The sequence below is a fragment of the Microbacterium sp. CFBP9034 genome (genome assembly GCF_034045255.1).
GTDB lineage: Bacteria > Actinomycetota > Actinomycetes > Actinomycetales > Microbacteriaceae > Microbacterium.
Window position 1 is genome coordinate 35,028 of the sequence record NZ_JAXCWC010000003.1, and the last position, 19,131, is coordinate 54,158.

General features: G+C 64.9%; 12 protein-coding genes and 1 pseudogene. 11 read left to right on the plus strand and 2 right to left on the minus strand.

The annotated features are described in order from the left end of the window. Positions 1–12 precede the first annotated feature (12 nt). From SOM19_RS16970 to SOM19_RS16980, 3 genes are all read left to right on the plus strand, one after another. A complete protein-coding gene (locus SOM19_RS16970) occupies positions 13–1,383 on the plus strand; it encodes an ABC transporter substrate-binding protein (protein WP_320487797.1) in 1,371 nt (456 codons plus the stop codon). A 165-nt stretch (positions 1,384–1,548) separates the two neighbouring features. After that, a complete protein-coding gene (locus SOM19_RS16975; RefSeq protein WP_320487798.1) occupies positions 1,549–4,491 on the plus strand; it encodes a hypothetical protein in 2,943 nt (980 codons plus the stop codon). A 128-nt stretch (positions 4,492–4,619) separates the two neighbouring features. Continuing rightward, positions 4,620–5,240, plus strand: a complete 621-nt coding sequence (locus SOM19_RS16980; protein ID WP_320487799.1) for a hypothetical protein — start codon at positions 4,620–4,622, stop codon at positions 5,238–5,240. A 120-nt stretch (positions 5,241–5,360) separates the two neighbouring features. Here SOM19_RS16980 and SOM19_RS16985 read toward each other — a convergent pair whose 3' ends face one another. Further along, a complete protein-coding gene (locus SOM19_RS16985; protein ID WP_320487800.1) occupies positions 5,361–6,239 on the minus strand; it encodes an SMP-30/gluconolactonase/LRE family protein in 879 nt (292 codons plus the stop codon). A gap of 90 nt (positions 6,240–6,329) precedes the next feature. On the opposite strand from SOM19_RS16985, the gene SOM19_RS16990 reads away from it, so the two are divergent. From SOM19_RS16990 to SOM19_RS17025, 8 genes are all read left to right on the plus strand, one after another. Then, entirely contained in the window at positions 6,330–7,358 is a 1,029-nt protein-coding gene (locus SOM19_RS16990) for a LacI family DNA-binding transcriptional regulator (protein WP_320487801.1), read from the plus strand. A 143-nt stretch (positions 7,359–7,501) separates the two neighbouring features. Next, positions 7,502–8,839, plus strand: coding sequence for an ABC transporter substrate-binding protein (locus SOM19_RS16995; RefSeq protein ID WP_320487802.1), 1,338 nt, complete (start codon positions 7,502–7,504; stop codon positions 8,837–8,839). Positions 8,840–8,908: 69 nt separating this feature from the next. Next, positions 8,909–9,832: a carbohydrate ABC transporter permease gene (locus SOM19_RS17000; RefSeq protein ID WP_320487803.1), complete on the plus strand. Its 924-nt coding sequence runs from the start codon at positions 8,909–8,911 to the stop codon at positions 9,830–9,832. Further along, complete coding sequence (locus SOM19_RS17005; protein WP_320487804.1) at positions 9,832–10,764, plus strand: carbohydrate ABC transporter permease; 933 nt, start codon at positions 9,832–9,834, stop codon at positions 10,762–10,764. Before SOM19_RS17000 ends, SOM19_RS17005 begins: the two co-directional genes overlap by 1 nt. A gap of 42 nt (positions 10,765–10,806) precedes the next feature. Further along, the gene (gene arfA / locus SOM19_RS17010; protein ID WP_320487805.1) at positions 10,807–12,318 is read left to right on the plus strand and encodes an arabinosylfuranosidase ArfA; all 1,512 of its coding nucleotides are present in this window, start codon (positions 10,807–10,809) and stop codon (positions 12,316–12,318) included. Between the two features lie 260 nt (positions 12,319–12,578). Continuing rightward, entirely contained in the window at positions 12,579–15,110 is a 2,532-nt protein-coding gene (locus SOM19_RS17015) for a family 43 glycosylhydrolase (protein WP_320487806.1), read from the plus strand. Between the two features lie 80 nt (positions 15,111–15,190). Then, positions 15,191–16,216 (plus strand): LacI family DNA-binding transcriptional regulator, encoded by a 1,026-nt coding sequence (locus tag SOM19_RS17020; RefSeq protein WP_320487807.1) that lies wholly within the window; start codon positions 15,191–15,193, stop codon positions 16,214–16,216. Between the two features lie 332 nt (positions 16,217–16,548). Beyond that, the gene (locus SOM19_RS17025) at positions 16,549–18,639 is read left to right on the plus strand and encodes a glycoside hydrolase family 43 protein (RefSeq protein ID WP_320487808.1); all 2,091 of its coding nucleotides are present in this window, start codon (positions 16,549–16,551) and stop codon (positions 18,637–18,639) included. A gap of 325 nt (positions 18,640–18,964) precedes the next feature. Here SOM19_RS17025 and SOM19_RS17030 read toward each other — a convergent pair. Further along, positions 18,965–19,131: pseudogene (locus tag SOM19_RS17030) on the minus strand (4-hydroxybenzoate 3-monooxygenase); the annotation flags it as partial.

Sequence of the window (19,131 nt, forward strand, 5' to 3'; positions counted from 1 at the left end):
GAAAGGTCAGCAATGAAGCACCAGAATCGGCCCACGCGCCGGATCATGATCGGCGGCGTCGCCGGAGCCGCCGCGTTCTCCCTCCTCCTGGTCGGCTGCGCACCGCAGTCCGGCGGAGAGGGCGAGGGCGACGTCCAGGAGATCAGCTACTGGCTCTGGGATTCCAACCAGCAGCCCGCCTACCAGCAGTGCGCGGATGCCTTCGCCGAGGACTCCGGTATCAGCGTCAACATCGAGCAGTTCGGCTGGGCGGACTACTGGCAGGGTCTCACCACCGGCTTCGCGTCGGGCAGCGCCCCCGATGTGTTCACCAATCACCTCTCCTACTACCCCGAGTTCGTTTCGCAGGGACAGCTCCTCGGTATCTCCGACCTCATCGAGGAGGACGGCGTCGACCTGTCCCTCTACCAGGACGGCCTCGCCGATCTCTGGCAGGACCAGGAGGGCGAGCGATACGGGCTGCCGAAGGACTTCGATACGGTCGCACTCTTCTACAACGAGCAGATGGCGACCGACGCGGGCGTCACGCCCGAACAGCTCGCCGACCTCGAGTGGAACCCGGAGGACGGCGGTACGTTCGAGGAAGCCCTCGCTGCGATGACGGTCGACGCCAACGGGGTGCGCGGCAACGAAGCCGGCTTCGACAAGTCGAACGTCGCCGTTTACGGCCTCGCGCTTTCTGGAAACGGACTCAACGCCTCCGGCCAGCAGACCTGGGCGCCGTACGCGCTCAGCAATGACTGGTACTTCGGTGACAAGACGCCGTGGACCACAGAGTTCAACTTCGGCGAGCCCGAATTCGCAGACACTCTCGCCTGGTACAGCAGCCTGCAGGACAAGGGGTACATGCCCAGCGTCGACATCGCCCTGTCCGAGCAGGACCCGCTCAACGGGTACCTCGCCGGACGGTACGCCGTCGTCTCCGACGGCTCGTGGATGAACGGCTCGTACCTCGGCCAGGATGATGTCGCCACCAAGGTGGCTCCCACCCCGGTCGGACCCAGCGGTGAACGGGCGACCGTGTTCAACGGCCTCTCGGACGGGATCTGGTCAGGGACGAAGAACCCCGATGCTGCCTGGGAGTGGGTCAAGTACCTCGGATCTGCTGACTGCCAGGACGTGATCGCCGAGTCCGCCGTCGTGTTCCCCGCGATCAAGACTTCCACCGAGAAGGCCACGACGGCCTTCGCGGAGAAGGGCTGGGACATCAGCGGCTTCACCGTCCAGGTGGACGAGGGCACCACCCAGCTGCTCCCCATCGCGGACAACTGGTCCACGGTCAACGACACCATGACCGCCGCGATCGAGTCCTACCTACAGGGCAATGGGGACGCGGCCTCGCTCGCCGCTGCCAACGACGAGGTCAACGCCCTCTTCCAGTAGACCGCGTCGGACACCTGTCCCCTCAGTGGCTCGCTGCCGCTGAGTCATGGGTAGTGGCGGGGTGACACACCGCCCCGCCACTACCGCCTACGCCCGCACAAGCGGTGACGCGATTGCCATCGCCGCGCACACGCAGTCAAACCCAACCCCGAAGGAGTGGTAAGTATGTCCCCACGATCCCCTCTACGCGCGACCGGCATTCTGCTGGCCGGCGTCCTGGTCGCCGGCGGTGGCGCCCTAGCCGCTGTCGCCCCGGCTTCGGCAGCGACTGAAGTCGTCGCCGTCGATTTCTCCGAGTCGACGGGTGCCGTCCACGGCGGTGCGGCGGGCTATCTCTACGGCCTGAGCGACCCCGACGTACCCACCACCTCGGTCATCGCCGGGGCCGGCGTGAAGCACCTCACCCAGATGCCGGAAGGGGGTGAGCAGCATCCGAACGGGGGAGCCTTGACGGTCTCCGACACGTTCTTCCGCGCAGGCGGCGAAGAAATCTACATCAACGTGCAAGACCAGTACCCGCAGTGGGGCTATGCCAACGCGGGTGTGCCGTCGAACACCTACCCCGGTCAGGCGGACTTCCTCGACAAGGTCCGCCATGTCGTACAGAAGGTCGTCGACGCCGTCGAGCCCGAGCACTACGACCGGTACGTCATCACACCCTTCAACGAGCCGGACTGGATCTGGTATGGAAACTGGGGCAGCGCGACCATTCGCGAGCAGTTCTTCGCCGACTGGGATGCCGCGTATCGCCTGATCCAGGAGATCATGCCCGGTGTGCGTGTGGCCGCGACCGGCGAAGCACAGTGGAATCAAACTCGCGTACGCGACTTCCTCACGCACGCGAAGGCGAACAACACGATGCCGCAGATCTTCACGTGGCATGAACTCGACAACAACGACCTTCGTGACTGGCCGGCTCACCTGGCGCAGTACCGCCAGATCGAGGATGACCTTGGGATCGCGGATCTTCCGATCAACATCACCGAGTACGGTGGTCGCCGCGACACCGGTGTCCCTGGTCGGATGATCCAGTGGCTCTCGACCTTCGAGGGCTCGAAGGTCGACGCTCAGATCGCCTACTGGACGTACTCGGGAAACCTCGACGACCATGTGGCGCAGACAAACGGCGGCAACGGAGCGTGGTGGCTGCTCAAGTGGTACGCAGACCTGACAGGAGACACCGTCCGGCTCACCCCACCCGTCGCGCACCAGCCCAGCACGATCCAGGGTATCGCCGCGCTAGACGAAGAGAAGCAGGCAGCTACCGTGCTCGTCGGCGGAGGCGCGACCGACGTCGATCTCGCCTTCACGGGACTCGACTCCGCGACCTTCGGCACCGAGGTCGATGTTCAGGTCAGCCGTACGACGTTCACCGGTCAAGAGGGTTTCGCGGAGCAGCCGCCGATCATCCTCGCGCAGCGCATCCAGCTGGACGCGAACGGCGGAGGAACGGTCACCATTCCGAACAACTACGTGATGGATGCCTACCAGGTCGTCTTCACGCCGGCAGTCGAAGCCGCTCCCGAGGTCAACGCTGCATGGAAGGTGCGTACCGAAGCGGAGTCGACGACTCTCGCAGGCGGCGCATCGATCACGACCCACAACGCGGACCAGCAGGCCACCTCCAATGGCCGTGACGTGCGAGGCTTCGGCAACGCCGCTGCGTCGTCGACGTGGACTGTGGAGGTGCCTGCCGACGGCAAGTATCTGCTGGGTGTGCACTACGGCACTCAGGAGAAGGTCGCGGGCGACACGCTCAACAACAAGGTCGGCCGTCACGCTCTGTTTGTGGATGGCGCTTTCTCGAAGATGTTGCAGTACTCGAGCACGCTGAACTATGTCTACAAGGGTCGCGTCGATGTCCCGGTCGAGTTGACGGCGGGTTCGCACACCTTCTCACTGCGGTCCAGCCAGAATGGGACCACCGCTCTGCCGGGAAGCAACATCGCTCTCGACAAGTACGAACTGACCGATGCCTCATCTCCGGAAGCGGCTGAGTATCGGGGCACGGACGCCCGACTTTCGGGTGACTGGGAGGTCGAGCGTGGCGCCGGCGAGTACGGCGGCAGCGCGATCCTCGGCGACGACGGCACTGCGGCGTTCTACCTGGGTGCGGCGGAGGATGGCTACTACGACGTCACCATCGATTACCGCACGCCCGGAGCGCAGGAGCTGGATGTCACGGTGAACGAGCGTGCCATCGCGGGGATCGCCTCCGACGGCGCTGGCCTCTGGTCGACGACGGCAACCATCCACTTCGCCAAGGGCATCCAGGAGCTCGCGGTGAGCGGAGCCGGCGTGGGAGTGGAAGGAGTCAGTGTGGTGCGAAACCGCGACGCGGACTCCGACGTGTTCCGCATCGAGGCAGAGGCGCCGACTGTGCAGCGGTCTGCGGGTATCACCGTGGAGACACCGGGCGCAGCGTACGGATCGAACGTGAACGGCCAGTTCACTGGCTGGATCCAGGCAGGGCGAACGCTCACCATCCCGCGTCCGGCGGGAATGGAGGCGGGGCAGTACAACTTCCTCGTCAATTACGCGAATGCTCAGCGCCGTGTCGGTCACCCCTACAACACGGATGGCATCACCCGCACCGCTGATGTCACCGAGACCGGCGGATCGTCCTCGGTCACTGGGCAGTTCCGCCACAACTACAGCTTCTACAGCTTCTGGTGGCAGAACGTTCCGATCGAGCTGACGACGAATGACGGCGCGATCGTCGTGGGCAACCCCACCGGCGATGCACCGAACATCGATGCCTTCCAGCTCGCCCGGCTTGTCGTCGCGGTCGACACCACGTCGCGCAATCCTGTTCCCACGCTCGACGTGAGTGCGGTGGCGAGTACACGATGCGTCGCCGGCAAGGTGGTGGTGACCGTGCAGTCGACTAACAACGAGGACCTGCCGGTGTCACTGGCCGTCACCTCGTCGTTCGGATCGAAGACGTTCGCCTCAGTCGCGGGGGGCAAGACCGTCTCGAACGTTCTCACCACTCGCCTGGGTAGCGTGCCGGCGGGGACGACGACCGTGCAGGCCACGGCATCCGTCGGTGGTGAGCCGGTCACGGTCAGCATCGACGCGCCGTACGCCGCGCGGTCCTGCGGCTGACGCTCGTGAGGTGGCCCGCCGTCTCTTCGGCGGGCCACCTCGGCGGGCCACCTCGGCGGGCCAACGTCGCCGGCTTGGTGTCGGTGCGTAAACACTTTCCGCAGTTGAACAGATTTGAAGGAGTTCTCATGAGCAGGCGTGGAGTAATCGCCCGTTGTTCGGCAGCCGCAGTCGGCGGCCTGATGGTCGTCGGGATGGCAGGTGCTGCCATCGCGGACGAGTACGGAGACGAGGAAGTCGTGGTGAGTGTCGAGATCGAGGCACTCCCTCCGGTGGGTGCCTTGACGATGAGCGTCGCGGCAGAGTCGACGACACTCTCGGAAGTCGAGTCCGAGGACGCGGACGTCCGGCAATTCAACGGCACGCTGCCCAAGGTCACCGTGACCGATGATCGGGAATCGGTCCCCGAAGACGTCGGCTGGTACGTCACCGGTCAATCCTCAACGTTCGTAGGCGTAGCCGGCGGAGAGATCGGTGCGGAGCACCTCGGATGGGCGCCGCGCCTGCTCACGGCGAACGATGGAGAGGTCGCGGAGGGCCCCGTCGTCGACACCGTGCTGGACGCACCGCCGAACAACGTGGGACTGGTCGCGGAGGAACTGCTGGCCCTGGCGCTGGACTCGACCGGCGCACGTGTGGCGGGGGAGTGGGAGGCTGACGCCGACTTGTTCCTGAAAACGCCGAAGGGCGTCGCCCCGGACAGCTACTCGGCAACCCTCACCCTGACTCTGTGGGAGGACGCGCTCTAAGAACCGCACCGGACGACCAGCATCGTCAGGGTCGGGACCTCGTGGATGGGGTCCCGGCCCTGATTAGTTCGGGGTCCTGCTCGCTTCGCCGGGGCAACTTGCCGAGTGCCGGCGAAGCCGCTATGGCAATGAACCCGCATAGATGCGGCGCGGTGTGGCGTCGGTCTCCACGCGCCACAGTCGTCCATCGCCGGCGCCCGGCCGGAATCCGGCGCCGAAGTCGGTCACCCAGAGCGAGTTGTCGTCAAAGCACAGGTTCGTCGGATGTGCGCGTTCGTCGAGGTGGATCAGACCGAGATACTCACCGTCGGGACCGAGCACGGTCACCCCGCCTGAAGTCACCGACGCTATGAAGATCCGGCCGTCGTCCGCGACGGCGATTCCATCCGGGATCTCACCCTCCGGAAGCACGGCGATGGTGCGCGGCATCCCTTCGCTGTCGAGCACCCTGACCCGCCGGGTGTAGGACTCGACCCAGCAGAGCCGATCGTCATCGAGGAATGCGAGGCCGTTCGGGTAGCTTCGCCCTACGGGTATGAACGTCCGCCCCCCTTCTGCGCCGAACACGCAGATGCGTGCGTCGGCTCGCGGGTCGTGGGGAGCGAAGGGTTCGCTCGGGTCGGTGACGTACAGCCGGCCGTCCGGCCCGAAGACGAGGTCGTTGGGTGCGCGCAACGGAGTGCGGTCAGCCTCGACCGCGACGGCTTCGACATCGCCGGCGAGGCTGACCCGTTCAATCGACGGAGTGTCTGGGGTGTCCGATCGCCAATCGCCGACCGCGCCGCCGTTCTGAGCTGCATAGAGGAGTCCGTCAGCCCCCAGCGCGATCGCGTTGAACGCGCCTGGCGCGCGTGCCACAACCGAGGGCCCCCTGCCGTTGATACGGGAGATCTGCCCTCTCAGCTGTTCGACGAACGCGATGTCTTCGTGCTCGAGAAGGATGGGCCCCTCGGGAGCCTCCAATCCGGTCAGCACGATCTCGGCGGCCGATCGATTCACGCTCGCAGACTACCGCGGTCGTTTGTGTGAAGAGACGCCGATTGCAACGTTGGAACCGGTCTATAGTTTGCCGAATGAAGGCAGAGGCTTATGTCGATCACGCTGCATGACGTCGCACGCGTCGCCGGCGTGTCCATCAAGACCGTTTCGAATGTCATCCATGACTACCCTCACATCCGGCCCGCGACCCGCCAGCGGGTCGAGGAGGCGATCGTCGAACTCGGATACACGCCCAACCTCACGGCACGAAACCTACGATCCGGACGAACGGGAGCGATCGCGCTGGCCGTGCCTGATCTCAGCCTCAGCTACTTCGCCGAACTGGCGGGGTCAGTCATCCAGGAGGCGGAGAAGGCTGGCGTTGTCGTCCTCGTCGAACAGACCGGTGCTGACCGGCGGCGGGAGCTGGATCTGCTGCGGAGCCCGCGGCTGAAACTCACGGACGGGATGATCTTCAGTCCTCTGGGCATGGGTCAAGAGGACATCGAAGCTCTGAGAGTGCCGTATCCGCTTGTGATCCTCGGAGAGCGGATCTTCGACGGCCCGGTCGATCATGTGACGATGCGCAACGTGGAGGGGGCCCGCGCGGCGACCGAGTATCTGTTGGCCTCGGGCAGGCGGCGAATCGCGGTGGTGGGCGCACACCGGGGCGAAGTGATCGGTTCGGCCGGTCTGCGGCTGAGGGGCTACCAGGAGGCTCTTCTCGATGCAGGTATCCCGGTGGATGAGACGATCATCGGCTACATGCGTGACTGGCATCGAGCGAATGGCGCGCTCGCAATGCGTCAGCTGATCGACAGCGGCGCGAAGTTCGACGCCGTGTTCGGGCTCAACGACACACTCGCCCTCGGCGCGATGCGCGTTCTCCAGGAGGCGGGCCTGCGAGTGCCCCACGACGTGGCCGTCATCGGATGGGATGACATCGACGAGGCGCAGTACTCCATCCCGTCCCTCACGACCGTTGACCCGGGCAGTTCCTGGATCGCTCGCACCGCCGTCCACACGCTGCTGGACCGTGTCGCGCACGCCGACCGACAGGATCCACCCACGTTGCATCTGTCTGACTTCCGCGTTGTGGCTCGGGAGTCCGCGCCGTCCGCGCCTCCGACCGAGGCTTGACAGGCACCCGGAACGAATGACAATGTTCCTCTACAACGTTTACTTTCTAACGTTGTAAAGCGAGAGGCAACGCAGCCCGCACGTGCGCGCCTCGCGTGTCCTATGACAATGGTGTCCGCACCGCGAGAGGAAGATCACAGCCAATGAAGTCCAAGATCATCGCCGGGTTCGGTGTTGCCGCCGTCGCAGCAGCAGCACTGACCGGATGCTCGGCATCCGGCGCCCCAGCAGCGGAATCCTGCACCAACAAGATCGTCAACCCCGATGCCACGGCGGTGTCGGTGTGGGCGTGGTACCCCGCCTTCGAGCAGGTCGTCGACCTGTTCAACGAGACACACGACGATGTGCAGATCTGCTGGACCAACGCCGGCCAGGGCAACGACGAGTACACGAAGTTCTCCACGGCCATCGAGTCCGGCTCGGGCGCGCCCGACGTCATCATGCTCGAGTCAGAGGTTCTCTCCAGCTTCTCGATCCGCGACGCGCTCGTCGACCTCGCGGACTACGGCTTCGACGAGGTCGCCGACAACTACACCGAGGGTGCGCTGAAGGATGTCTCCAGCGGAGACGCCGTCTATGCCGTGCCGGTGGACGGTGGCCCGATGGGCATGCTGTACCGCCAGGACATCCTCGATGAGTACGGCATCACCGCGCCGACGACGTGGGAAGAGTTCGCCGACGCAGCGCAGCAGCTCAACGACGCCGGCGCGCCGGGCGTGCTGGCCAACTTCCCTCCGAACGGCCGCGCTTTCACCCAGGCGCTGTTCGCCCAGGCTGGCTCCGTGCCGTTCGAGTACGACAGCGCCAACCCCACCGAGATCGGCATCGACGTCAACGACCAGGGGTCCAAGGACGTGCTGGCCTACTGGGAGGATCTCTCCGCCAAGGGTCTCGTAGCTGTCGATGAGGCCTTCACCGCCGACTACAACACCAAGCTCGTCGATGGCACGTACGCGATCTACGTCGCAGCGGCGTGGGGTCCCGGCTATCTTCAGGGTCTCGAGGGAACGGACGAGAACGCCGTGTGGCGCGCGGCACCGATCCCGCAGTGGGCGGACGCTGAGCCCGTCCAGGTGAACTGGGGCGGTTCGGCTTTCGCTGTCACCTCGCAGGCGAAGGACAAGGATGCTGCCGCGGTGGTCGCCAAGGAGGTCTTCGGCACCGAGGAAGCGTGGAAGATCGGGATCGAAGAGGCGGCACTGTTCCCGCTGTGGAAGCCGATCCTGGAATCGGACTACTTCCGCGACCTCGAGTACCCGTTCTTCGGCGGTCAGCAGATCAACAAGGATGTCTTCCTCCCGGCGGCGGCAGGCTACAAGGGCTTCACGTTCAGCCCCTTCCAGAACTACGCCTACGACCAGCTTCAGGTGGAGGTCACAGCAGTGGTCGTGGATGAGTCGAAGGACGCGTCCACCGCACTGGATGACCTGCAGACGACGCTCGAGAAGTACGCGACGGAACAGGGCTTCGAACTCAAGTAGGACGCGGGTGGGCCGGCTCCCGGGAGGGGCCGGCCCACCGCTCGCCTGAGTAGCCCTCGAGGAGAATTCATGACTGCCACAGTCGGCACGGCGCCGATCACCCGCCACCGGAAAAGCGGCATTGCACGGCGCCAACGCGTCGGATGGCTGTTCATCACCCCGTTTCTGGTGATCTTCGGGGCGTTCCTGGTGTACCCCCTCGTCTACGCCTTCGGCATGAGCCTGTTCAGCTCGACGCTGGCGACGGGAACGAAGTTCGTCGGTGTGGACAACTACCTGAAGGCCTTCACAGATCCGCTGTTTCTCGGCGGGCTCGGTCGGGTGGCGCTGTTTGCGCTGGTGATGATCCCCGCGCAGCTGCTAGTCGCGCTGGTGGCCGCACTCGTGCTGGACACGCTGGTGACTTGGCTGTCGAAGCTCTCCCGCCTGCTGATCTTCGCCCCGTACGCGATCCCGATCGTCATCGGAGCGTTGATGTGGAGCTTCTTGTACAGCCCTAGATTCGGTCCTGCGGGAACCTTGTTCGATCTATTCGGATTGCCGGCTCCCGACTTCCTGAGCTCTGGGACGATCTTCTTCAGCCTGGTCAACATCGTCACCTGGCAGTGGTCGGGCTACTACATGATCGTCATCTACGCGGCGCTGCGCGCGATCGACCCGTCGATCTACGAGGCGGCTCGCATCGATGGGGCCGGCGGATGGCAGATCGCGACCCGCATCAAGGTTCCGATGATCTCGTCCTCGATGGTCATGGTCATCACCTTCGCCCTCATCGGAACTCTGCAGTTCTTCACGGAGCCCACGGTCCTGCGGAGTGTTGCCTCGGGTGCGCTGCCTGTTGATTACACCCCGAACATGTACGCGTTCGCGTTGGCGTTCAGCTACAGCCAGTTCAACTACGCGGCGACGATCGCGTTCTCGCTCGCCATCGTGGTCTTCATCTTCTCGTTCCTGTTCCTCTTCTTCACGCGCAAGCAGAACGGACTGAAGTGATGGCGATCCCCACCGCCCAGACCGAAACCCGCACTCTTGTGACGTCCGGTTCCGACCGCAATCGACGCTTCGTCGCTTCGACGGCGGGGCGGCATCGTCGACGGATCGGCTCGCACGTCCTCCTGATCGTCATGGCGATCTACTTCGTCATTCCGATCTGGTGGCTGTTCGTCGCCTCGACAAAGAGCACCGGTGCGCTCTTCTCCAGCCCCGCTTTCTGGTTCGATGATCCGGCGCAGTTCTTCACCAATGTCGCGGGACTCTTCGAGCACCAGGGCGGCATCTACTGGAGATGGCTTGCGAACTCGTTCTTCTACGCATTCGTCAGCGGCATCGGCGCCACGGTCGTCGCGGTCCTCGCAGGCTACGGGTTCGCGAAATACTCGTTCCGAGGCCGCGGCTTGATGTTCGCGATGATTCTCGGATCAGTGATGGTTCCGCTTACGGCTCTGGTCATCCCGACCTTCATGCTGCTCAGTCAGTACGGGCTGATCAACACCGCCTGGGCGGTCATCCTGCCGTCACTCCTCAACCCGTTCGGGGTCTACCTGATGCGCGTGTACACCCAGGACTCCGTCCCCGACGAACTGCTGGACGCGGCCCGCATCGACGGCGCGGGGGAGTGGCGCACCTTCACCACCATCGTGGTGCCGCTGCTGCGCCCGGCGATCGTCACCGTGCTTCTCCTCTCCATCGTGGGTACGTGGAACAACTTCTTCCTGCCGCTCGCGGTGCTCACCAGCCCGGACACTCTGCCGGTCACGGTCGGGCTGAACCGCTGGCTGGCGCTGTCGAACGCCGGTGCGGGAGGCGAGCAGGTGTGGAATCTCATCACGACAGGCGCCTTCATCTCTGTGCTCCCCCTACTGCTGTCCTTCCTCTTCCTCCAGCGCTACTGGCAGGGCGGCCTCACGCTCGGCAGCGTCAAGTAATCGCACTCTTCTCCGTCCACTTCTGAAAGGGACCGCACATCCATGCCTGAAGCACGCCTCACCGTCGACCCTGACTCCGTGGTGGGTCCCATCCGCCGCGAGCTGTTCGGCGGCTTCGTGGAGCACCTTGGTCGACACGTCTACGACGGGATCTACGAGCCCGGCCATCCGAGCGCCGACGACGAAGGCTTCCGAGGCGACGTGATCGCACTCATGAAGGAGCTCGGCGTATCGACGATCCGCTATCCGGGAGGCAACTTCGTCTCCGGGTTCCGCTGGGAGGACTCCGTAGGTCCCGTTCGCGAGCGCCCTTCGCGTCTCGATCTCGCCTGGCACTCCACGGAGAGCAATGAAGTCGGTCTGCACGAGTTCCACGGCTGGCTGGATAAAGTCGGCAGCGACCTGATGATGGCGGTGAACCTCGGCACCCGGGGAACCCTTGAAGCGCTCGACCTGCTCGAGTACGCCAACATTCGCGGGGGCACGGCACTCAGCGATCAGCGGGTCGCCAACGGCCGCACCGAGCCGTTCAACGTGCGGATGTGGTGCCTCGGCAATGAAATGGACGGCCCTTGGCAGCTGGGGCACCGCAGCGCAGATGACTACGGCAAGCTCGCCTCCCAGACCGCGAAGGGCATGCGGCAGATCGACCCCGACCTCCAGCTCGTGGTGTGCGGTTCCTCTGGGGCGCACATGCCGACGTTCGGCGAGTGGGAACGCGTCGTCCTCACTCACACCTACGACGACGTCGACCTCATCTCGTGCCACGCGTACTACGAGGAGAGGAACGGCGACCTTCAGAGCTTCCTTGCCTCGGCAGTGGACATGGACGGCTTCATCGACACAGTGATCGCCACCGCGGACCACGTCGGAGCGGTCCGAGGATCGAAGAAGAAGATCGACATCTCCTTCGACGAATGGAACGTCTGGTACATCGAGCGCTTCCACAACGAAGACCGGATCGCCGGCATCGACAACTGGCCCACGGCCCCGCGGCTCCTGGAAGACATCTACTCGGTTGCCGACGCCGTTGTCTTCGGAAGCCTGATGATCTCGCTGCTCAAGCATGCCGACCGCGTGGCGAGCGCGTCACTGGCACAACTCGTGAACGTCATCGCACCGATCATGACCGAGCCGGGCGGCCCGGCGTGGCGGCAGACGACGTTCTACCCCTTCGCCATCACCTCCCGCCTCGCTCGCGGCGACGCGCTGCGCGTCAGGCTGGACACGCCGACGTACGAGACAGCGGCATACGGGGAGGTGCCTCTCGTCGATGCTGTCGCGACACGCGACCCCGAAACCGGACAGAGCGCCGTCTTCCTCGTGAACCGCAGCGTCGAAGAGGCCGTGCAGGTGACGGTTGCGATTTCAGGCCTCGGCGACGTTTCCGTCATCGAAACACACACGCTGGCCGATGCCGACGTCTACGCCAAGAACACGCTCGACGACGTCGAGAGGGTCGCGCCACGAGCGAACGACTCCGCGGCGATCAGCGACGGCGTGCTTCACGTGACGCTGCCGCCCGTGTCATGGACGGCCGTCGCGCTCGGGTGAGGTGAGCCGGGGCGCCGAGCAGCGTCAGCGCGCGGCCGCAGGGCGCGCGGAGGAGTCTCCGTGCGCGGCCGCACGCGCACTACAACGTTGTAAATTACCTCTTGACGCACGCAAGACCAGCGCTCTAGCTTGGCTATACAACGTTGTAATCCGATCCCGGAGAGCGCTCGATGCGAGCGGCACGTTGCTGTGCGGCTCGAGCTGCTGGCACCCCCACCGGCTCCAGACCGACGACGCCGTCGATCGAAGGAGAATCACACATGCACATCGCTCGAATGAAGTCAGCGGGCCTCGCAGCCCTGCTGACACTCGGACTCGGTCTGTCGCTGACCGCTGGTCCTGCCTTCGCTGAGGATCCCGCCCCTGATCCGGCGCCTGCCGGGCAGCTCGCGCTCACCGGCAACGTAAGCGTCCACGATCCGACCATGGCCTACGACGAGGTGACGGGCCTATATGTCGTGGCTGCGACTCACAACTCGATCCGGACAGCTCCCACGATGAACGGACCCTGGACCAGTGTCGGCAGCGTCACGCGGGCGCCGTGGACAACGTCGGTGCCGAACTCGTCCACCCTGTGGGCGCCGCATCTGCAGAAGATCGGCGACACGTTCTACTACTACTACTCCCAGTCCAGCTTCGGGGTCTCCAACTCCGCCATCGGCGTGAAGACGACCAAGACGCCCCACATTCCGAGCAGCTATGTCGACCTCGGCCGTCCGATCGTCACGTCCGGAACCCTCGCGACGGGCCCGATGCCGATCAACTACAACGCCATCGATCCCGTCGTCCAGCAGGACGAGGACGGAGCGTGGTGGATGATCTGGGGGTCATTCTGGGACGGGATCGTCGCCCAGCAGCTCGGCGACGACCTGGTGAGCGTCGTCGGTACTCCGACCCTCCTTGCATCCCGTCGAGCCGACGACAACCCTGTCGAAGGTCCGGCCATCTTCTTCCGCGACGGCTTCTACTACCTGGTGCTGAGCTGGGACAAGTGCTGCGCAGGCGCGAGCTCCACGTACAAGGTCGCGGTCGGTCGCTCGGAGAGCATCACGGGTCCGTACGTGGATCAGGCGGGCGTCCGACTGGATCAGGGCGGCGGAAGTGTGATCCTCGATACCCGCACATCCGCTCCCGGCGTGACACCAGCAGGCCTGTACCGCGCCCCCGGCGGAGCCGACGTGTACACCGAGGATGACGTGAACTACCTCGTGTACCACGCGTACCTGCCCAACAACACGCTCGGGATCCGACCCATGGAATGGCGGGACGGCTGGCCCTACTTCTCAGAGACTCCCGGATCGAGCTACAACATCGCTGACGGTGACCACGTGCGCCTCGTGAGCGAAGCAAAGAATGCGGGGGCGAACAGCGCTCCCCGAGTTGCCGGACCCACCGGTTTCGGCTCCGCGATCCAGCTCAACGGCACAAGCCGCGTCGGGTACGTCGACATGCCAGACGGGATCGTCAGCGACCTCGACGGAGACTTCACGATCTCGACCTGGGTGAAGCGGGGAACCACCCAGGGCAATGACTGGGCGCGGATCTTCGACTTCGGCTCCAGCTCCGACAACTTCATGTTCATGACGCCCGCCTCGGGGGCAGCGCCCACCGGGCTCAGGGTTGACGCGCGAACCGCCAATGGTGTCAGCCAGACGATCCCCGGGTCGGGCAACAGTGTGTCCGTGAGCACGGCGTGGACGCATGTCGCCGTCTCGGCGTCCGGCACCACCGGAAAGCTCTGGGTCAACGGGCAGCTGGTGCGCGAGAACACCAACTTCACGCAACGCCCTGCCGACTTGGGATTCACCCTGAACAACTGGATCGGCCGCTCGCAGTTCAGTGCCGATCCCGGCTTGAATGCGTCGGTCGACGACTTCAACATCTTCAGTCGACAACTGTCCGCTGCCGAGATGATGGCTATGACGACCGCTCCGGGCGGTGGTGCAGAAGTGGGAGGCGGAGACGTCGCGTGGTACCGCTTTGACGAAGCCGGCGGCAATTCGGTCATCGACAGCTCCGGGTCCGACAACGGCGCAACCGCGATCGTGCCTGCCGCCACCGGAGACGAGCTGCAGAATCCCGTAGCGGGAACCCAGTGCCTGACCGCCAGCGCGACCGCGCTCGCCCAGGCGGCGTGTGTCGACGGTGCCGCCGACCAGAGCTTCCGCGTGGACGAAGCCGACGGTGGCAACTACCGCCTCGTGAGCAGAGCCGACAGGGCGGATCGCTGCGTCAGCCTGGCTGACGACTCCGGTGAGCCAGGAACGCCGATCGAGTTGGCCGCATGCGAGGCTGCGAACTCGCTCCAGGAGTGGTTCATCGAAGACACCGGCCACGGGTTCCTCCGCTTCTCGTCGCCCGCCACCAACCTCGCCCTGGAGATCGCCAATGTCGACGGAGTGATCGGTGCCGACATCGTAGGTGCCGTCCGCGCGATCCGCCCGATAGCCAACCTGGATCCGCCCCAGCAGTGGCAGGCCCAGCACGTGGCGGCTCCACAGCACGAACTGGCGCTCACCGCTGTGGCGGCCACGCGCTGCGTCGCCGGCAAGGTCGCCCTGACGGTCAAGGAGACCAACGCAGACGACCGTCCCGTTCGGCTCACCGTCACCTCGGCTTACGGTGCGAAGGATGTCGCGAACCTCGAGCCGGGCAAGAGCGTGTCGCAGGTGTTCTCCACTCGGCAGCAGTCAGTTCCGGCCGGAACCGCGAACATCGCGGTCGCACCTGTAGCCGGCGGGCCCGGCGGTCACACGGTGACCGTCGCATATCCCGCGACCGACTGCAGCTGACGCGGGGATCGGGCGCTGGGTTGTTCCCAGCGCCCGGTCCTCATCCAGCGTGATTGCACAGAGAGCGACAGATGAATCAAATGACGGCCAAGGGTTCGCGGAGACCGAGCATCTACGACGTCGCCACCCTTGCGGGTGTCTCTCACTCCACGGTTTCCCGCGTGCTCAATGACCAGCCGCACATCAGCGACTCGGCCCGGCAGCGGGTGCTGGACGCCATCGAACAAACCAACTTCATGCCCAGCTCCATCGCGCGGGCCCTGGCCAATAAACGCGCCAAACGCATAGGCGTCGTCCTCGATACATCGCTCCAGTACGGGCCCAATAGCACGATGCGAGCGCTGGAGAGCGCGGCACGCGCCAGCGGCTACGCCATCACCGCGTACTCCGTGGGGGACGAGGACGGTGTCCTCGGGATCGATGCAGGTGTGGACGAACTCCTCGCCTACGGCGTGGACGCACTCTGCGTGATCGCCCCGCGGCTCTCGTCCCTCGAGTCACTGCGGCAGCGGGCTACCGGCGTTCCTGTACTCATCATGAAGTCCGACCCAGACGCTGACATGCACACCGCCGCGGTGGATCAGCGGGCCGGAGCGATGATGGTCATGAAGCACCTGCTCGACCTCGGCCACCGGTCCATCGCGCATATCGCCGGGCCCCTCGACTGGTACGACGCGAGGGCCCGGGAAAGGGCCTGGCGTGAGGCTCTGGCTGCGGCGCTTGTGACGCCCGTCGAGCCCGTGATCGGCGACTGGTCGTCCGCGTCCGGCTATGAGCTGGGCCGATCCCACGACTTCGGCGAAGCAACTGCCATTTTCGCGGCCAACGATCAGATGGCACTCGGTGCCATCCACGGGCTGATGGACCGGGGGCTACGGGTGCCCGAGGACGTCAGTGTTGTCGGCTTCGACGACCTCCCCGACTCCCGCCACTTTCTGCCGCCTCTGACGACAGTCCGACAGGACTTCGCTGCGCTGGGCGCGCTGGCAGTGGAGTTGCTGGTCGCGGCCATCGAGGAGAGTCCCGTGCCGGATCGAACGATGATCACACCTCAGCTGAGTGTGCGCGCGTCAACCGCTCCTCCCCCGAGCGGTTCCGATCCCTAGTTGGCGGTGACGGCAATGCCGTCTCCTATGCCCGGATCTAGCCGGTGTGAGCGCTAACTGTTAGCTTTGAGATCGCTCGGCTCTCGCCAGATCGGGCAGCGGCCGCGATGGAGGGGTTGACGCTCCACGCGGTTGGAAACCTGTCGTTTTCACACAATCAACCGTGAACTGGAGCAGAAATGGCGAATCCGATCATCCCTCCCCGTGCAGCGAGGAGAGGGTCCAATAAACGAGCTCTCCCCCGTTTGATGGCGGTCGGGATTGCGAGCGCCCTGTGCGTGGGAATGTTTGCTGCATCCCCGGCCCTGGCAGAGACTTCGGCGCTGGGCAAGATGCCGGCCACATCGGGCCCGGCTGCCGAGGCCGTAGCGCCGCCCGCGTCGGACGACACCGACTATGAGCGCTACGTCTTCGCGTCATTCCACGGGGGCGATGACGGCGGTCGAAATGGCGAGCAGATCTGGATCAGCGCGTCGAAGGCCAACGATCCACTGAACTGGTACGAGCTGAATTATGACGAGGGAACGTCGGTGTCGCAGCCGATCCTGCAAACCGTGAATCCGCCCCAGGGTCAGACGGGCCTGCGGGATCCGTCGTTGATTCGCTCGGCCGACGGCGAGAGCTTCTTCCTCCTGGCGACGGACCTGAAGACCTATCAGGACGGCCAGTCGTGGTCGTATCGCCAGTCGAAGGGCTCGCGCAATCTCGTCGTCTACGAGTCGGACGATCTCGTGGAGTGGTCGGAGCCGCGATTCGTGAAGATCGAGGACGACCACGCCGGCAACGTCTGGGCGCCGGAGGCCTTCTATGACGAGAGCAGGGGCGAGTACATCGTGTTCTGGGCGTCGAACCTCTACCCCGACGAGAACATCGACACGCGCAACACGTCCCAGATCTCGTACAACCGCATCCGGATGGCGACGACCAAGGACTTCCTGACCTTCTCCGAGCCGACCACCTGGGTCAACCTTGACCGGTCCACCGGCCGACAGGGCTGGGGAATGATCGACTCGACGATGATCGCCACCGACGACAAGATCTACCGCCTGACCAAGGACGAGAACGGCTTCCGCGTCCTGCTGCAGTACATCGATTCCCTCGAGGACCTGCACGACACTTGGGGCGCGCCTGAGGCCACGCCGTACGCGGTCAACAAGAACCCCATCACACCGCTGACCGAAAGCTCGAACGACTGGACCATGGTCGGCAACCCGAACGGCTCGAGCAAGTGGCAGATCCCGGGCCTCTCCGGGGGCAACCTCGAAGGTCCTCTCGTGTTCAAGGACAACGTCGAGGACATGTACTACGTGTTCATCGACTACGCCTCGGGCGGCGGGTATGTGGCCTGGCGGTCGGACTCGATGGACAAGGCACCCAACGAGTGGGAGTACCTCGGGCAGTCCTGGTGCAACACCACCGGGCTCTCGCGAACCTGTGACGCGGTGTCGGAGACGTCGCCGTACTGGTCGCTGCCGGTGAGCCCCCGTCACGGATCGGTGCTGCCGGTGACGCTGGACGAGTGGGAAGGTGTCATGTCGCACTACAACTCCCCGGTCCACGTGGAGGCAACCGTAGTCGACGCGGACGGCACGGCCATCACCGAGGACGAGTGGGTGAACGAACTGCCCGACCTCGAAGTGGACTGGACGGACTTCAACGACACCGGCCTCGCACCCGCCTGGCTCCGCCTGGTCGAGGGCCACAACGGCGGCCCACGAGTCGTCGCTGACGAGACGATCACCTCCGGAATCGCGCAGGGCATGAAGGTGGACCTGAACGCTGTCGAGGGGACGAACTGGGCTCAGCTCGAGTATCGAGATGCCTCGCTCGGGGGCGATGCCGTCATGCTGTGGACCACGGATGTGGCGTACAAGCTGGACACCACCGCTCCGAACATCGACGTCCATGTTGACGGCTGGAATCTGACGGTGTCGGCGACCGACCCCGCGCCGGCCAACGGTGCTGAGAACTCGGGTCTGGCCTCGTGCGAACTCCGCGTCGGCGACGGGTCCTGGGCGCCCTGCGAAACCACCACGACCCTGCCTCCCGCGATCCTCGATCGGACTGTGATCGTCAGGGCGATCGACAATGCGGGCAACGAGTCGAGTGAGACGGCTGTGGTGGAAGGCACCGGCGTCGACGTCTCCGTCGCGGTCGACTTCCGCTGCGTCGGCAAGAAGGTCATGCAGGTCGTCTCGGTGAGCAATGGCGAGGCCGTTCCCGTCTCGGTCACCGTCGACTCTCCTTACGGATCGCGGCCGGTCCCTTCGCTGGGAGCAGGCAAGACCAGGACTCAGCTGTTCGCAACGCGTCTGGAGAGCATCCCGAACGGTTCGATCGCCATCACAACCGAGGCGACGATCGACGGAGAGAGCGTCAGCATCGATGACGTCGTCGAGTACGACGCCGCATCCTGCCGCTGACCCTAGGCGCCTCGGAAGGAAGGGCGCGTCGCCGGTCGCCCGGCGACGCGCCCTTCTTGGGCTGGAGGACGACCGCCGCGGGCGTCAGTGGGTCTGCCTACCGTTCGGCCACCCCAACGGGAGCACCATGAACGCGGGAAAAGTCGTAGAAAGAAGCATCGCATCGCTGCGCACCCGCGAAAGGTGGAGATCCGCGGAATGACGCGGAGGGTGCACCTTCGCGCACCCTTGAAAGGTGATCCCATAAGGGTTCAGATCCCACCGTCACCGCCAGAAAAACCCTGAGCCCATTCATCAGGGATTTTTCTTGCGCAGGCGCATCCCATCATCCCGCGAGCGGCCAGCCCGTGTACGCCTCGGCAAGGAAGGTGCGCCCGGCGTCGGACTCGACCACCGATCGCAGCTCGCCCAGCTGGCGGCGCCGGTCGAAATCGCTGGCCACGGGGGCGACGTGGAGCATGCTCGTCATCCACCACGAGAAGTGCTGGGCCT

Excerpts from the sequence above, each read along its gene's own strand:
- SOM19_RS16970 (WP_320487797.1), top strand. The coding sequence starts at position 13 with ATGAAGCACCAGAATCGGCCCACGCGCCGGATCATGATCGGCGGCGTC.
- SOM19_RS16975 (WP_320487798.1), top strand. The coding sequence starts at position 1,549 with ATGTCCCCACGATCCCCTCTACGCGCGACCGGCATTCTGCTGGCCGGC.
- SOM19_RS16980 (WP_320487799.1), top strand. The coding sequence starts at position 4,620 with ATGAGCAGGCGTGGAGTAATCGCCCGTTGTTCGGCAGCCGCAGTCGGC.
- SOM19_RS16990 (WP_320487801.1), top strand. The coding sequence starts at position 6,330 with ATGTCGATCACGCTGCATGACGTCGCACGCGTCGCCGGCGTGTCCATC.
- SOM19_RS16995 (WP_320487802.1), top strand. The coding sequence starts at position 7,502 with ATGAAGTCCAAGATCATCGCCGGGTTCGGTGTTGCCGCCGTCGCAGCA.
- SOM19_RS17000 (WP_320487803.1), top strand. The coding sequence starts at position 8,909 with ATGACTGCCACAGTCGGCACGGCGCCGATCACCCGCCACCGGAAAAGC.
- SOM19_RS17005 (WP_320487804.1), top strand. The coding sequence starts at position 9,832 with ATGGCGATCCCCACCGCCCAGACCGAAACCCGCACTCTTGTGACGTCC.
- arfA (WP_320487805.1), top strand. The coding sequence starts at position 10,807 with ATGCCTGAAGCACGCCTCACCGTCGACCCTGACTCCGTGGTGGGTCCC.
- SOM19_RS17015 (WP_320487806.1), top strand. The coding sequence starts at position 12,579 with ATGCACATCGCTCGAATGAAGTCAGCGGGCCTCGCAGCCCTGCTGACA.
- SOM19_RS17020 (WP_320487807.1), top strand. The coding sequence starts at position 15,191 with ATGACGGCCAAGGGTTCGCGGAGACCGAGCATCTACGACGTCGCCACC.
- SOM19_RS17025 (WP_320487808.1), top strand. The coding sequence starts at position 16,549 with ATGCCGGCCACATCGGGCCCGGCTGCCGAGGCCGTAGCGCCGCCCGCG.